At 40.3% G+C, this 14989-nt stretch carries 15 protein-coding genes; 8 read left to right on the plus strand and 7 right to left on the minus strand.

Annotated elements, in window-relative coordinates; all coding sequences use genetic code 11:
• Positions 1–290 precede the first annotated feature (290 nt).
• A complete protein-coding gene (locus tag ACPEH5_RS03940) occupies positions 291–707 on the plus strand; it encodes a GFA family protein (RefSeq protein ID WP_042848361.1) in 417 nt (138 codons plus the stop codon).
• A gap of 309 nt (positions 708–1016) precedes the next feature.
• Here ACPEH5_RS03940 and ACPEH5_RS03945 read toward each other — a convergent pair whose 3' ends face one another.
• From ACPEH5_RS03945 to ACPEH5_RS03960, 4 genes are all read right to left on the minus strand, one after another.
• Positions 1017–1742, minus strand: coding sequence for an amino acid ABC transporter ATP-binding protein (locus ACPEH5_RS03945; protein WP_042848359.1), 726 nt, complete (start codon positions 1740–1742; stop codon positions 1017–1019).
• Complete coding sequence (gene gltK / locus ACPEH5_RS03950; RefSeq protein WP_042848358.1) at positions 1739–2419, minus strand: glutamate/aspartate ABC transporter permease GltK; 681 nt, start codon at positions 2417–2419, stop codon at positions 1739–1741. Before gltK ends, ACPEH5_RS03945 begins: the two co-directional genes overlap by 4 nt.
• A 1-nt stretch (position 2420) precedes the next feature.
• The gene (locus ACPEH5_RS03955) at positions 2421–3161 is read right to left on the minus strand and encodes an amino acid ABC transporter permease (RefSeq protein ID WP_166687230.1); all 741 of its coding nucleotides are present in this window, start codon (positions 3159–3161) and stop codon (positions 2421–2423) included.
• Positions 3162–3279: 118 nt separating this feature from the next.
• On the minus strand, positions 3280–4173 hold the full coding sequence (locus ACPEH5_RS03960; protein WP_042848356.1) for an amino acid ABC transporter substrate-binding protein: 894 nt from the start codon (positions 4171–4173) through the stop codon (positions 3280–3282).
• Between the two features lie 650 nt (positions 4174–4823).
• On the opposite strand from ACPEH5_RS03960, the gene ACPEH5_RS03965 reads away from it, so the two are divergent.
• From ACPEH5_RS03965 to ACPEH5_RS03985, 5 genes are all read left to right on the plus strand, one after another.
• The gene (locus ACPEH5_RS03965) at positions 4824–5234 is read left to right on the plus strand and encodes a hypothetical protein (protein WP_042848354.1); all 411 of its coding nucleotides are present in this window, start codon (positions 4824–4826) and stop codon (positions 5232–5234) included.
• A 48-nt stretch (positions 5235–5282) separates the two neighbouring features.
• A complete protein-coding gene (locus ACPEH5_RS03970) occupies positions 5283–7361 on the plus strand; it encodes a protein-disulfide reductase DsbD family protein (protein ID WP_048606351.1) in 2079 nt (692 codons plus the stop codon).
• Positions 7358–8089, plus strand: a complete 732-nt coding sequence (locus ACPEH5_RS03975) for a DsbA family protein (protein WP_042848351.1) — start codon at positions 7358–7360, stop codon at positions 8087–8089. Before ACPEH5_RS03970 ends, ACPEH5_RS03975 begins: the two co-directional genes overlap by 4 nt.
• Before the next feature lie 278 nt (positions 8090–8367).
• Positions 8368–8868, plus strand: a complete 501-nt coding sequence (locus tag ACPEH5_RS03980; protein ID WP_042848350.1) for a protein disulfide oxidoreductase — start codon at positions 8368–8370, stop codon at positions 8866–8868.
• A 110-nt stretch (positions 8869–8978) separates the two neighbouring features.
• On the plus strand, positions 8979–9506 hold the full coding sequence (locus tag ACPEH5_RS03985) for a hypothetical protein (protein WP_210790194.1): 528 nt from the start codon (positions 8979–8981) through the stop codon (positions 9504–9506).
• A 48-nt stretch (positions 9507–9554) separates the two neighbouring features.
• On the opposite strand, the gene ACPEH5_RS03990 is transcribed toward ACPEH5_RS03985, so the two are convergent.
• Positions 9555–10268 (minus strand): NUDIX hydrolase, encoded by a 714-nt coding sequence (locus ACPEH5_RS03990; RefSeq protein WP_042848348.1) that lies wholly within the window; start codon positions 10266–10268, stop codon positions 9555–9557.
• 151 nt (positions 10269–10419) lie between these two features.
• On the opposite strand from ACPEH5_RS03990, the gene ACPEH5_RS03995 reads away from it, so the two are divergent.
• Positions 10420–11439 carry an SPFH domain-containing protein gene (locus ACPEH5_RS03995; protein ID WP_042848346.1) on the plus strand — a complete coding sequence of 340 codons (1020 nt, stop codon included), beginning with the start codon at positions 10420–10422 and terminating at the stop codon, positions 11437–11439.
• Positions 11439–12362 carry a sugar kinase gene (locus ACPEH5_RS04000; protein WP_042848345.1) on the plus strand — a complete coding sequence of 308 codons (924 nt, stop codon included), beginning with the start codon at positions 11439–11441 and terminating at the stop codon, positions 12360–12362. The genes ACPEH5_RS03995 and ACPEH5_RS04000 overlap by 1 nt, the downstream gene beginning before the upstream one ends.
• 49 nt (positions 12363–12411) lie before the next feature.
• On the opposite strand, the gene lnt is transcribed toward ACPEH5_RS04000, so the two are convergent.
• Both lnt and corC read right to left on the minus strand, forming a co-directional pair.
• Positions 12412–13944: an apolipoprotein N-acyltransferase gene (lnt, locus tag ACPEH5_RS04005; protein WP_281110675.1), complete on the minus strand. Its 1533-nt coding sequence runs from the start codon at positions 13942–13944 to the stop codon at positions 12412–12414.
• On the minus strand, positions 13944–14828 hold the full coding sequence (gene corC, locus ACPEH5_RS04010) for a CNNM family magnesium/cobalt transport protein CorC (RefSeq protein WP_042848343.1): 885 nt from the start codon (positions 14826–14828) through the stop codon (positions 13944–13946). The genes lnt and corC overlap by 1 nt, the downstream gene beginning before the upstream one ends.
• Positions 14829–14989: the final 161 nt, after the last annotated feature.

Raw genomic sequence — 14989 nt, forward strand, 5'->3', positions numbered from 1 at the left:
ATCTGTACCGAAAACAACAATAGTTGATTAGCTGAACCTGCGGGGGGAAGCTGAATATTGCTTTTCGGGGAACGGGATCAGCATATTTTATGCCGATAACCAAACAACTTAACTAAAAAAACAGCTAAATGGTAGTGGTTTGTTGAACTATTTTGAATTCAGCAAGTTGTTGTTTATTTCTATAGAAAGAGCATTGTCTTTATTGTCCCGAATGAAAAAGCATGAATTCCTTAAATAAGATGAACTCATTGAACGTAAATTAGAGGTGATACCGATAAAAGGGGAAACAAATGAACGCGATTAAAGCTCAATGCCACTGTGGGGCAATAAAGTTTACAGTGAAATTAACCGATGGGTTAAATACGGCTAGGCGCTGCAATTGTTCTTTCTGTGCGATGAGAGGGGCTGTCGCTGTTTCTGCACCATTATCAGGGATTAAACTTTTGGAAGGAAAAGATAAGTTAACAGAATATCGTTTTAATACTCATCAAGCTGTTCATTTTTTTTGTTCGGTGTGCGGTATTTATACCTTTCATCAACGGCGATCAAACCCAGAGGAATACGGGGTAAATGCTGCCTGTTTAGAAGGTGTCTCACCATTTGATTTTGCATCTGTGAATGTAATGGATGGTGTTAACCACCCAAATGATGGTGGCGGTGGCGTAATGGGGCAGTTAATATTTAAAAAAATGACTAAAGAAGAATGACGAGCTAAAGCGCTTTATACCAAAATAGTGCGGTTTCATGAGCGTTTTTGGTGCAACGGTATAGCGCTTTATTATAACCCTCGACACAACAATTCTTGTGTACATAATTCTTGTGTAAATAACGTGGTGAAATCGCAGTGAGTACAGTCTAATTCGTCGGGGTGAGTAATCTATAAGATGGAAATATTTTGTCGGTTGATTTTCATGGTTGTTAAGAAAAATGCGGTTAGACGATAAATTATGGAAGATTACGTGACAGCGACTCCAAGGGAGCCCTGCCACGTTGTTTAGATATATTATTGAGATGAATTAATGAAGTATTTTCGCAAGGAAATCTTTAGCACGTTCAGATTGTGGGTTAGCGAAAAAGTCTTCTTTTTTACTGTCCTCAACAATTTTCCCTTCATCCATAAAGATCACGCGGTTTGCTACTTTTTTGGCGAAGCCCATTTCATGGGTAACCACCATCATGGTCATCCCTTCATGAGCTAATTCAACCATGACATCAAGTACTTCGTTGATCATTTCAGGGTCAAGAGCAGATGTTGGTTCATCAAATAACATTGCAATAGGGTCCATACAAAGTGCGCGGGCAATGGCGACACGTTGTTGCTGTCCCCCTGATAATTGAGCAGGGAATTTGTTCGCATGGCTTGTTAAGCCAACTCGTTCTAAGAGTTTCAACCCTTTAGCTTCAGCGGCTTTTTTATCTCGGTTTAATACTTTGACTTGTGCCAATGTTAGGTTTTCTATAATTGATAGATGCGGAAATAGCTCGAAGTGCTGGAACACCATTCCCACCTTAGAACGCAACTTTGCAAGGTCAGTTTTTTTGCTATTAACTTGAATATCATTCACAAAAATTTCACCCTGCTGAATAGGTTCTAAGCCATTCACTGTTTTTATTAATGTGGATTTACCAGAGCCAGATGGCCCACACACTACCACGACTTCGCCTTTTTTGACTTCAGTTGTGCAGTCTGTAAGCACCTGAAATTGGCCATACCATTTAGATACATTTTTCAGGGTAATCATGAAACAGTCCTTTTCTTAAGATAATTCACTAACATGGAAGCGCCAAAACTGATTATAAAGTACACCAGACCTGCGAATAGTACCATTTCCACCTGTGTGCCATCCCGTTCGCCAATGTTAGTGGCTGTCCGGAAGAAGTCCGTCAAACTTAGGACGTATACCAATGAGGAGTCCTGAAATAAGACAATACCTTGAGTTAGTAGCAATGGTACCATTGCTTTGAAAGCCTGTGGTAATACAACTAGCCTCATGGTTTGCATATTTGTCATACCAAGAGCTAATGCTGCTGATGCCTGACCTCGGGAAATACTCTGTATACCCGCACGAATAATCTCTGAATAGTAGGCCGCTTCAAAAAGGGAGAAGGCTATCATTGCTGAAATTAAACGAATATCATTTTTTGGTGATAAGCCTAGAACATTTTGTAATAAGCTAGGCACAATCAAATAAAACCACAATAAAACCATGACTAACGGGATAGAACGAAAGGTATTAACATATAAGGCAGCAAACCAACTGATAGGCTTGAAAGGTGATAGCCGCATAACAGCTAAGACTGTTCCCCATAAAATCCCGACGACAATGGCGGTAAGTGTAATTTTAGCGGTGACAATAAAGCCATCAATTAAGAAGGGGATACTCGGTGCAATTGAGCTCCAGTCAAATTCGTAAAGCATCTTATCGCCCTCCAATAGTGCCAGGTAAACGAACTTTTCGTTCGAGTAGCGACATTAAAATCATAATGATGACGTTAATACCAACATAAGCTAACGTTATGGCTGTAAATGATTCCCATGCATGAGCAGAGTAATCCAGTAGTTTCCCCGCTTGTGCAGCCATATCAACTAAGCCGATTGTTGATGCGATTGCTGAGTTTTTGACCAAATTCAACATTTCTGAGGTCATTGGTGGCAATATTACTCGGTAAGCATTCGGCAATAAAACGTAACGATATGTTTGTGGGAGAGTTAGCCCCATCGCCAGAGCTGCGCTTTTCTGCCCGCGAGGGAGCGATTGAATAGCGGCTCGAACTTGTTCGGTCATCCGTGCGGCTGTGAATAACCCAAGGCATAACATTGAAGAAATAAAAAATTGGTAGTTAGGGTCTAACTCCATTTTAAACCAATCCCCAATGGAGTGAGGCAGCAGCTCAGGGATCACCAAATACCATGTAAAGAATTGCACAATCAATGGTACATTACGGAATAACTCAACATAGGCAGTGCCAATAAAGGCTAAGTAACGATTAGGTACGGTACGTAGAATACCAAAAATTGAACCGACTAAGAATGCGATAATCCATGCACAAATAGAAAGTGTAACGGTGACTTCAAGGCCAGATATTAACCACCCTAGATAGGTGGTATTCCCAAACGGGGCTTCCTGAAGGAAAATCCCCCAATTCCAATCAATAGACATAATGTTGACTTCCTGTGGGCAATTAGATCCCCGAATACTGTTATCGATAAGTATGCAAGGCGGGGAACGACCGCCTTGCCACTATCTACTTCACAGTAATACCCTGTTTGTCTTTTTATTAGTTTAATGCTTTGTCATTCGGTGCTTTAAATAAGGCTTTCATTTCATCGGATAACGTAAATTTCAGGTTGAGATTTTTGGGTGGAATTGGCTGGTTGAACCAACGCTCAAAGGACTTCTCTGCGACGCCTGATGTTTGTGCATTGGCGATAGTTTCATCAACGAGAGCTTTAAACTGAGGGTCATCTTTACGTAACATGCAGCCATAGGCCTCTTCAGTTTGCGGTGTACCGACTATCTCCCATATTTCAGGTTTTTTAGCTTTAGCACGCTCACCCGCTAACAGCGCATCATCCATCATAAAGGCAACTGCACGACCGGATTCTAAGGTACGGAATGAATCACCGTGGTCTTTGGCGCTAATAATGCGCATCTTCATATTTTTTTCGTCATTTAACTGATTGAGTAGAATTTCAGAGGTGGTACCAGAGGTAACCACGACGTTTTTCCCAGCTAAATCTGCGAAATCTTTCACACCTGAATCGCCTTTGGTTAACAAGCGTGTGCCGACCACGAAGATAGTGTTAGAGAATGCAGCTTGTTTTTGTCTCTCTAAGTTATTGGTGGTTGAGCCACACTCGAAATCAAATGTGCCATTTTGCAGTAATGGAATACGATTTTGTGAAGTAATCGGGATCAGTTTGACCTGTAAATCAGGCATATTGAGTTTTTTCTTTACTGCATCGACAATTTCGTTGGAATAATCTTGTGAGTAACCAACGACTTTTTGGCTATTATCATAGTAGGAAAATGGGACAGAGGATTCACGGTGGCCAACAACAATTACACCGTTGTCTTTGATTTTTTTCAGAGTACCGTTTAGCTCTTCTGCTTGAACAGCGCAGGTTGCACCTAAAATCATCATTGATAATACAAGCTTACTTATACGCATAATTACAGCTCCTTTAGACCATCGGTGTAAACCCATCGTATTTCAAACGCTATCTTGACGGGCGAGCGTCAGTTGGGCTAATTGCGGTTAAAGCTGCTGTTAGCTAAACTGTTGTTCTTCCGTTAGATACCCCTTGAATGACTTTGGCTTTGTTGTGTTGTGTTTGCGGATATTTTGCTGATTTAGACAATGCCGCGATTATCCGCTATATGTTTTATTATTGTTAAAAAGTAATTAAATTTGTTAATTAATGAAAACAAATTGTTTCAATTTCGGGAGCTGTCTCGCATATTATTTGGCGATTTCTTGAATTGCTGCACTAACATGATAAACAGCGGCTAAAATTTGTTTAAATCCGACAATCATGCACCGTTAGAGTGCAAATCATTTCGTTTTCACTCGATGATTAAAATAAAGCAATTTTTGTGCCTACTTTTAGATGTGTTTAGATTTTCATTGAGCTAAAAAGGAATGTTTTTTTGTAAAGTTAGATGATGATACTTGTACGGAATGTTTTGCTGTGTAAGATGTAACCTCTATTTAACTTATAGATGGTGTAATGGTATTAATCAAAGCATGGTTTTTATCATTGCTACTAGCGTGTAAACCATATAATTGGTGTTATTTCAGGAAGATATACCGAGATACGCATGAACAGGCATTTGAAATTAGGTAAAGGATTAGTGATACTCGCCTGTCTGATGGTGTTGGTTTGTATGAACCAACGTGCTGTCGGAGAGCGTCTGTTCGCCAATTTTTTTGTGCCTAATGTGTTAGTACAGGCGCAAGACCCTACCGGGTATAGCTTTAGCTATGTCGAACAACCTCAAATAGAACAGAGTGATAACAGTAGTACTCAACTTTCCAGTTGTGAACTTAGCGCGAAGTCATTAATGACATTGTTGCCTGCTGTTATTGAACCATTCTTCTTTATGTTTCTTTCTTTAGCTGCATTAACTCTATTTTGCACTAATCTATTTATATCTAGAGCTAACAATGAAGAGAAACATGCCCCCCCTCGTGTCAGACGACATTTACAGTTTTGTAATCTTCGGAATTAGCACACAACAAATAGGGATCTGTTTGTGTAATTTATTCTGGAGGAAACAATGCGTTTTTTGATTAATTCATTTTTAATTTTATTTGCTCTTTTTTCGAGCAGCATTCATGCTGCGGATACGGGGTGGTTGCAACCAGCGAATAACGGGTGGATGAGTGATAACACCCCAAGGCATGCACAAGTGAGGTTACTCAGTTCTACCCAAGAACAGGGTAAAATCGATATTTTGCTTGATGTGAAACTGGATGATGGCTGGAAAACTTATTGGCGCTCACCGGGAGAGGGGGGCGTTGCACCTGAAATTGTGTGGTCATCACCTGTAGAGTCCACCGATTGGCAATGGCCAACGCCTGGGCGTTTTGATGTCGCAGGGGTATCAACTCAAGGCTATATGGGGGATGTTGTTTTCCCTATTACAGTCAAAAGTACTGAAAAACTAGATAAACTGGCTGGGACATTAACATTATCGACTTGTAGTAACGTTTGTATTTTAACGGATTATCCGTTTGAGCTCGATTTAACTGAGCCTGTTCCTGCTGATTTTACTTGGGCGTTTAACCAAGCGAAAGGGGCAGTACCGCCAACAAGTGGTTTAGTTGAGCAAACTAAAGTTGGTTTTGCCCATGACAAGCTCGTTATCGAATTACAAAAAAATTCAGGTAGCTCGTGGGGGAAACCGAATATCTTCACTGATGTTGTTGAAGGTGCAACATTAGGGGTGCCTGAGATTGAAGTCTCAGGGGAGCATTTAACAGCAACTATCGACGTTGGTGATGATTGGGGGGGGGAATCCCCAGATTTAACCGGTAAAACTGTTTCATTTGTTGTGAGTGATGGTGATATTTCTCAGCAAATTAATAGCCAAGTTGGTTCATTTTCAGGAACTATTGGTGGAAGTAGCGCTGGAAGTGCAATTTCCTTATGGCAAGTGGTGGTATTTGCCTTGGTTGGTGGGTTAATCCTTAACTTAATGCCATGTGTTCTTCCTGTGCTTGCGATGAAGCTGGGCTCTGTATTGATGGTGCCTCAAGGTGAACAAAAAACCATTCGTCGCCAATTTTTATTATCTTCCTTAGGAATTTTAGTTTCCTTCTGGTTACTTGCTTTACTCATGACGCTGTTACGTGTTGGGCAACAAGCCGTTGGCTGGGGAATTCAGTTTCAAAACCCATGGTTTATTGGTTTTATGGTGCTAGTTACAGCACTGTTTACTGCTAATTTATTTGGTTTATTTGAAATTAATTTAGGGAGTAAGGCCAACACTCGTCTTGCAACTGCTGGTGGGCATGGAAATAGTGGGCATTTTTGGCAAGGCGTTTTTGCAACCCTGCTAGCGACTCCTTGCTCTGCACCATTTTTGGGCACCGCAGTTGCTTTTGCACTTACCGCCCCGATGGAAGAGTTATGGTTGATTTTCACGGCTCTGGGAGTCGGGATGAGTTTGCCTTGGTTATTAATCGCCGCTTTCCCAGTAATATCAAGGTTATTACCAAAACCTGGCATGTGGATGCTAAAATTACGTGCTGTGCTTGGGGTGATGATGCTCCTCTCCAGCTTGTGGTTAATTAGCTTATTAATTCCTCATTTTGGTGTCACAGTATCAACAGCTATAGCGGTAATTTTCTTAGTACTGCTGGTGGTTTTTATTGCGATAAAAAGAGGGGTGCGAGCTGCGTTCTTGCCATTGTTGTTATTTGCTGTTTTCGCTATTGGTTTTGTGTGGATGACGCAAGAGCAACATACCGGAAGCCGTTCTTTAGTAAAGGATAGTGTAGATTGGCAGCCATTAACTGAGCAGGCAATTACAGATGCACTGGCCGATAATAAACGTGTCTTTATTGATGTAACCGCTGAATGGTGTGTGACTTGTAAGGCGAATAAATACAATGTGTTATTGAGAGATGATATTCAGCAGCTTCTTAGTGAGCCTGACGTCGTCGCTTTACGTGGTGATTGGACGAAACCATCACCAGAAATTACTGCCTTCTTACAAAAACGTGGGCAGGTAGCTGTTCCATTTAATCAAATTTATGGCCCTAACTTGGCCGAAGGCGAAGTACTGTCAACTATACTTGACCGTGAGTCGTTAATATCAGTTATGAATCAGGCCAAAGGAGCCACAAAATGAATAAAACAATTTTAGCTGTTCTATTTTCATCACTTATGTTTGGTGCAATGGCACAAGCCGCGCCACTAAATGCAGAACAGGAAGCACAAGTTCGTAAGTTAGTCAGAGATACGTTAGTAGAAAACCCTGAGATTTTAGAAGAGGCGATCGTCGCACTGCAAGCCAAACAGGGTGAGAAGCAACAAGCGCAGATGAAAGAAACGCTAAAAATGGAAAAAGAGGCATTATTTAATGACCCAACTAGCCCAGTTTTAGGTAATAAAAATGCGAAGCTAGTTTTGGTCAACTTTACTGATTTTAACTGCCCATTCTGTAAACGTTTTGACCCACAACTAGAGGATATCGTGAAAAAATATCCAAATGATGTTGCTGTGGTTATCAAATATCTGCCATTTAAAGGCCAGACTTCAATGGATTCGGCTCAATTAACGATGACATTATGGCAAGAGAATCCAAAGGCGTTTGAAGCGTTACATCATAAATTTATGCAAAAGCAAGGCATGCTGTCTGATGCGAATATCAAAGAAGCCCTGAAAGCGACGGGTAATGATAAACTGAAAGCGAGCGAAAAAAGCCGTGAAGGTATTCGTACTAACATGATGTTAGCTGAAAAACTGGGAGTGAATGGGACACCAGCGACACTAGTCGGTGAAGAAATGATCCCAGGGGCTATTGATGCGCAGCAGTTTGAAGCGATAGTGAAAGAGCAGTTGGCTAAGCTCAAATAATATCCTTGTTATACTTCGCGCTGTGGCGTTGTTGGTTTGGCATACTAACCCTAGTCACATACTGATGTATGCTCCTAGGGCTTAGTTTCACTTGCCGCCTAGCCACAACACGAATTATTTAGGGGATAAAGCTAAGCTTAAGATTGACTTAGAAAAGTATTAGCGAATCAGCAAAGAAAGCATTTTAACTTAATGACAAAGCATTAATTTCGATTAAATGCTTTGCTTTGCTACACTTTAAATTTGTACTATTTGATAACAAATAGGTTAATAACCGTATGAATAGACTGAAAAAGTGGTCTAAAGAAATTATCGTTTTAGCCATTATATTGTTTGTTGCCTTTACGGTAATGGACTTGTGGCGTAAACCACAAACTTTAGCCCCTGCATTGTTGGAACAACATACTTTAGTTAATGGTGAAACGGTTTCATTAGCTGAGTTAAGTAAAGAAAAACCGATATTGGTTTATTTTTGGGCTACATGGTGTGGTGTGTGCAATCTAACTTCGCCAACAGTTTCAGATTTAAATCAATCAGGTATGCCGATTATTTCTGTTGCCATACGTTCCGGTGAAACGGCTCGCTTAGTCTCAGGGATGGAAAAAAAGGATTTAAACTTCCCTGTTATCAATGACAGTAGTGGGCAGCTCTCGAATGCGGTAGGAGTCAGTGCAACACCGACGTTTATGGTAATTGATAACGGCGAGTTAGTTAGTTTTACTTCAGGCTGGACTAGCTCTTATGGTTTAAAAATGCGTATGTGGTTAGCCTCATTTTAATATTTTTATGATCCCCTCGCTCGTTAAAAGGGGATTTTTCTGTCTATAAGTTTAATTTATCATTATGGTAAACTCATCCTGCTATATAAATAATAAAATAGGTGGATGGGATGGTAGTGTTCAAAAAAACAGTATGCTTACTGTTAGGTGCAGTATTAATGGCTGGGTGCTCGCCTGATACGGAAGAAAAAGCAAAATCTGAGCCGTCTTCTGTAGCAACTGCGAATTCAGAATTAAAACAGCGCGTTGATGAAATTAAAAGCAATTCGACAGAAGATAAAATCAATGCATTTAATGCCAAGTCAGATGATGACCCGACAATGCTGCGTGGCATTTTTTTGTCTGAAATGGCGAAATCATTACCTATGTTGATTGATGATGTAACATTATTAACAGAGGTGACAGAAAAAAATGGCATGTTGTTTTATCAATATACTATCAAAGGGATCCCTGACAATGTGCTAGAGAGTAATAGCTGGCAGCAGAACATGCGTAAGGTCTTAGATATAAATTACTGCGGTAAGGATGCAGGAATGAAAATTTTACATGAAATGTTCCCTGATGGGATCACGCATAATTATTATAAATCCAATAAATTAATTTTTACCTATATTGTTACTCCTGCTATTTGCCTCTAACCTTTATTATTGCGCCTGATAATCGCTATTTATCAGGCGTACTCATGATTAAAACTCTAAATTACGAATAAAACGGTATTCAGCCGATTGGGGTTTTAAGCGGTATAAATTGGCTGGTCGGCCGCGCTCATGGCGTTTTTCCCCTGTATCGATAAGCAAGTCTGCTTGTTCTAAACGACGTCTAAAAGACTTGTTTTGCAAAGTCTTACCAATTAAAACCTCATGGACATGCTGCAATTCAGACAGTGTAAAAACGTCAGGTAAAGCAAAGCCGGGTACGATGGAATAAAGTGATTTTTGTTGTAAGCGCTCACGAGCCTGTTGATAGAGTTGTAAATGGTCAAATGCCAGAGGCAATGTAGCGATGTCATCAATAGATACCCATTTTACTGATTCGACGGTCTCAATATGAGCTTCACAATCTTGATAAGCAATTAAAGCGGTATAACAGACAGTGACAGACCAACCCCGAGGATCACGTTGTTTATTACCTACCGTACAAAGTTGTTCAACATAAGGCGGGATAACCCCAGTTTTTTCTTTTAGCTTACGTAGGATTGTCTCTTCGATAGTTTTATCATTTTGTTCATCAACGAAGCCACCAGGTAACCCCCATTTCCCCTTTTCAGGGAAATTTGCCCTTTCGACTAATAAGACTTTGAGTGTGTTTTCATGATATGTGAACAAGACGGCATCAACAGTCAGCAGTGGTGAGAGATATTCATTTTTGTTATATCCTGCTAAAAATTCTTTTTCATTCATATTGTTACCTACTTTAAATTGCACTCAAATCAATAGAGCTATCATACGCTAAAAGCCAATTAATGTCATTAAGACATTTAATGCTTGACTTGTTTGTGTCTATAGGACAATAATTACTTAAGGTCATAAGGACATTAATGAGAGGTGGACTATGTTCAATTTTAAATATTTCAAAGCAGACTCATCTACATTTGTTATTCAGTCAGTGAATGGGAAAGTGCGTAAGCAAGGAAAGGGGATTAGTTTTTGGTATAACTCGGATAAGACATCTATTGCGGCATTACCGTTAAGTGCTCAAGAAGCTCCTTTTATTTTTAATTTACAAACTGCGGATTTTCAAAGTTTACGCATTCAGGGGCAAATTTCATTTCAAGTGAAGAACCCAGAAAAAACAGCAAATGTATTAAATTTCAATTTAACTAAAGATGGAAAAAATCACGCTTCTGAAGACCCACTTAAATTGAGTGATAGAGTAGTGAGGGCTGCGCAAACTATTATCCAAGCCAGAATTCAAACGACTTCATTGCGTGATGCATTACTTATTAGCCAATCATTAGTGACTTTAGTCACTCAACAACTGGCAGAACAAACGCTAATTGAATCATTAGGCCTTGAAATTTTAGACGTCTCTTTTGCTGCAATAGCGCCTTCACCTGAAACTCTTAAAGCGTTAGAGGCGCAAGCGAGGGAGTCAATTCTAAAAGAAGCGGATGATGCTATTTACGCAAGACGCAAATTTTCTGTTGAACAAGAAAGAACGATTAAAGAAGCGGAATTAGAAACGGATTTATCTGTTCAAGCAAAAGAACAACAAATTGAAGAAGCTCGCCTTGATAATGAACGTAAGCTATTACGTGAACGAGCAGAAATAGAGCAAGAAGAGTTGGTTGCACAAGTTAGTGCAGAGGCAAAGCGCCAAGAGTTAGTCACGCTCAGTGTGGGAAACCAGCGTATTCAATCAGAAGCAGATGCTTATGCTATTGAAACCAAAATGAAAGCCTATAGCCAGTTACCCGTTGAAAATTTAAAAGCGCTAGCGCTGGCAAAAATGAACCCAGAACAATTAATGGCAATGGCTTTTGAGTCACTGGCTCAAAATGCAGGGAAGATAGGGGAACTTAATCTATCACCTGATCTATTTGGTCAACTAATGAAAAAAGGAGGGAAGTAATGGAAGGAATGGATAATGCTAGATTTGTATTAGTAACACGTAAGACGCGCTTACAGGAATTGATTGAACGCTTTAATACATGGCCACAAGCGAAATTCTATTTAGAGCATAACCATGTGGAAGTTGATGATTATCTTAATGAGCATGATCTTTATCAGAGGCAATTAATCCAAGCTGAATCAATATTAAAACCATTAGGTAGGTTTCAATTATTAGAAAGAAAACTATTACCCAGTTACCAATTTTCTAAGCAAGATATTGTGGTTGTGATTGGGCAGGATGGCTTAGTTGCCAATACGTTAAAGTACCTGAATGGGCAGCCTATTATTGCGATTAACCCAGACCCAGCGAGATGGGATGGCAAATTATTACCTTTTGAAATAGGCCAACTAAAGGAAGTTGTACAAAAAACAATACAAGGCAAGGCAGAGCAAAAAACAGTTACTTTTGCACAAGCAACAACCAATGATGGTCAATCATTATTAGCGGTGAATGACTTGTTCATTGGCCCGAAAAGCCATACCTCTGCGCGTTATTTATTGAATTGGAAAGGGGAGAAAGAGTTTCAATCTTCTTCTGGAATTATAGTTTCAACAGGGTTGGGTTCAACGGGGTGGTTTCAATCTATTTTAGCTGGAGCTAAAGCGATTACAGGCGTGGCACATCATCCCCTTTCTAATGGATTTGGTTGGGGAGACAATAAATTGCAATTTAGCGTTAGGGAGCCTTTTTTAAGTAAAACAACGGGCACGAAATGGGTGTTTGGCACGATAGAAACAGAATCACCTCTAATGCTTGAATCGTTGATGCCTGATAATGGCGTTATTTTCTCAGATGGAATAGAAGATGATTTTTTACAGTTTAATGCGGGCTGTATTGTTACAGTGAAAATCTCAGATTTACGAGGGTTACTTGTTGGTTAGCTTAGTTTCATCAGCCTCAATATTTTTGCTTATTGAGGCTGATGACAGATTAAATTTTTCTACGTTGGTTCATTGTGAAACCTAGTAAGCCAAAGATGACAACCACGGCCCACATTGGGTAATTGCTCCAACGTGCATAAGGCGTTAACCCTGTCGTCGGGATGACATCACTGGCAAGTACTGCTGTTTTAAACTGAGGCAGTATATCTTGGATTGTCCCGTCAGCGCTGATCACAGCAGTAATTCCATTATTGGTTGAGCGTAGTAATGGGCGACCTAATTCTAACGAACGCATTCGAGCCATTTGGAAATGCTGCCATGGGCCAATCGATTTTCCAAACCATGCGTCATTCGATACGGTAAGTAAGTAATCGCTATCTGGCTTAAAGTTATCTCTAACTTGCGTACCTAAGATTATCTCATAGCAAATTGCGGCTGTAAGATGCATATTCCCTACCGCTAGCTGAGCTTGTTGATAATCACCTCGGCTAAAACCTGACATAGGTAAGTTAAAGAAAGGGGCAATAGGGCGTAGTATATCCTCTAAGGGAACAAACTCGCCAAATGGAACTAAATGGTGTTTGTTATAACGATTTTTAGAAGGGTAAAGATACGGCGTTTTATCACCTAATACGATAATAGTATTAAAAAATTCATACTCACCATTCGCTGGCCTTGCATCGACAATTCCAGTTATTAAGCGCGTATTAGAGCCTGCCAGCAGTTGATCGAGGGATTTTAACCATACTTGGTTATCGAGTTCAACGGAAGGGACGGCAGATTCGGGCCAAATGATCAGTGAAGCTTTACCTATATAAGGCCTTGATAACTCCATATAGGTGTCTTTGGTCTTTTGTAAAAAGCTGGCTTCCCATTTCATCGATTGGGGAATATTGCCTTGTACTAAAGCGACTTGCATTTTTTTGGCTTCAAGAGGGGTGAACCATTGAATATTTTTGGCAAGTAGGGGGGCAAACAATAAAACCGCAGCCGCTATTAAGGCCATAAAACTGCGGCGTATTATCGCTAGCACTAATAGGCCACTGATACTAAATAGCAACAAGGTAACCATTTCAACACCAAAAACTGGTGCTAATGCTTTCATTGGCCCATCAATTTGGCTATAACCAAATTGGAGCCATGGGAAGCCAGTTAATACCCAACCTCGTAGGAATTCAGTTAACTGCCAAAGTGCAGGTGCAAGGAAGACTAAACGCCAGATATTGGCACTGGGAGCAAATTTAGTGAGTAATGCCCCAAATAGACCGGTATAAAGAGAGAGATATGCCGCCAGCAGAATAACGATAAGTACATTAACAGGGCCAGGCATTCCACCAAAGTCAGCAATACTCACGTAAACCCAATTGACACCGCTACCAAATAAACCAAACCCCCAAGCAAAGCCAATCGAAAAAGATTGCTTAACCGTCCGCTGTAAGGTGAGTAATTGAAGGAAAAGAATAGAAAGTAGTGCAGCGGGCCAGATATCAAAAGGCGAAAAAGCCAGTGTTCCACTGGCTCCAAATAGTAAAGCCAGCAGTAACCGTAACCGCTGACTTTGATAAATAGACGTTGAATTCATTAAGTCTGTTCTTCTTCCAAAGTCGGAACTGGCGCGTCATCTGGAATTTTCACGTGAAGCAGAAGAATTCGACGACTGTCTGCCATGGCAACTTTAAATTGGTAATTGTCTATAGTGATAACTTCACCACGGGAAGGTAAGTGACCAAAGGCTTGCATAACTAAACCGCCCACGGTATCAACTTCTTCATCACTAAATTGTGTATTAAAAGCATCATTGAAGTCTTCTATCTGCGTCAGCGCGCGGACAGAATAAGAATGCCGACTGAGTTGACGGATATCAACGTCATCTTGGTCGTCATATTCGTCTTCGATTTCGCCAACAATAAGCTCTAAAATATCTTCAATGGTAACAAGCCCTGACACACCACCAAACTCGTCAATGACGATAGCCATATGGTAGCGTTGAGAGCGGAACTCTTTGAGTAGCCTGTCTACTCGCTTACTTTCAGGTACAACAACTGCTTGACGTAAGACTTTATCGATACTAAAAGGTTCTGCGTCAGTGCGCATAAATGGCAGCAAATCTTTTGCCATTAATAAACCTTCTATGTGGTCTTTATCTTCACTAATAACAGGGAAGCGTGAGTGGGCTGAATCAATAATGACATCAAGGCACTCATCAAGCGTTTGATTGCGTTTTAAGGTAACAATTTGGGAACGCGGGATCATAATATCGCGTACGCGTTGATCCGCAATGTCCATTACCCCTTCAAGCATTTCGCGGGTATCAGGATCAATCAAATCGTTTTGTTCAGAGTCGCGGATTAATTCGACTAAGTCATCACGATTTTTAGGTTCACCGTGGAACAGGTGATTTAATAGTGCAAAAAACCCTTTCTTAGGACCAGGGTTATCGCTACTCGAAGAGTTATCGTCGCTCATGGCGGTTAATTTTGTATTCCTCAATAAAATACTCGACATACTTTGAACTACAGCGTTGTTAGCTGTACTCGGCTATGGGTTTAATAGCACAAGTTAAAGTATTTAGAGCTAGGTTAGTTAATAAAAACAACTTGCTTGATTCTTTTTTAGCATAAAACTGA

The sequence above is a fragment of the Providencia sp. NPDC089933 genome, from assembly GCF_049545585.1.
Taxonomy (GTDB): domain Bacteria; phylum Pseudomonadota; class Gammaproteobacteria; order Enterobacterales; family Enterobacteriaceae; genus Providencia; species Providencia huashanensis.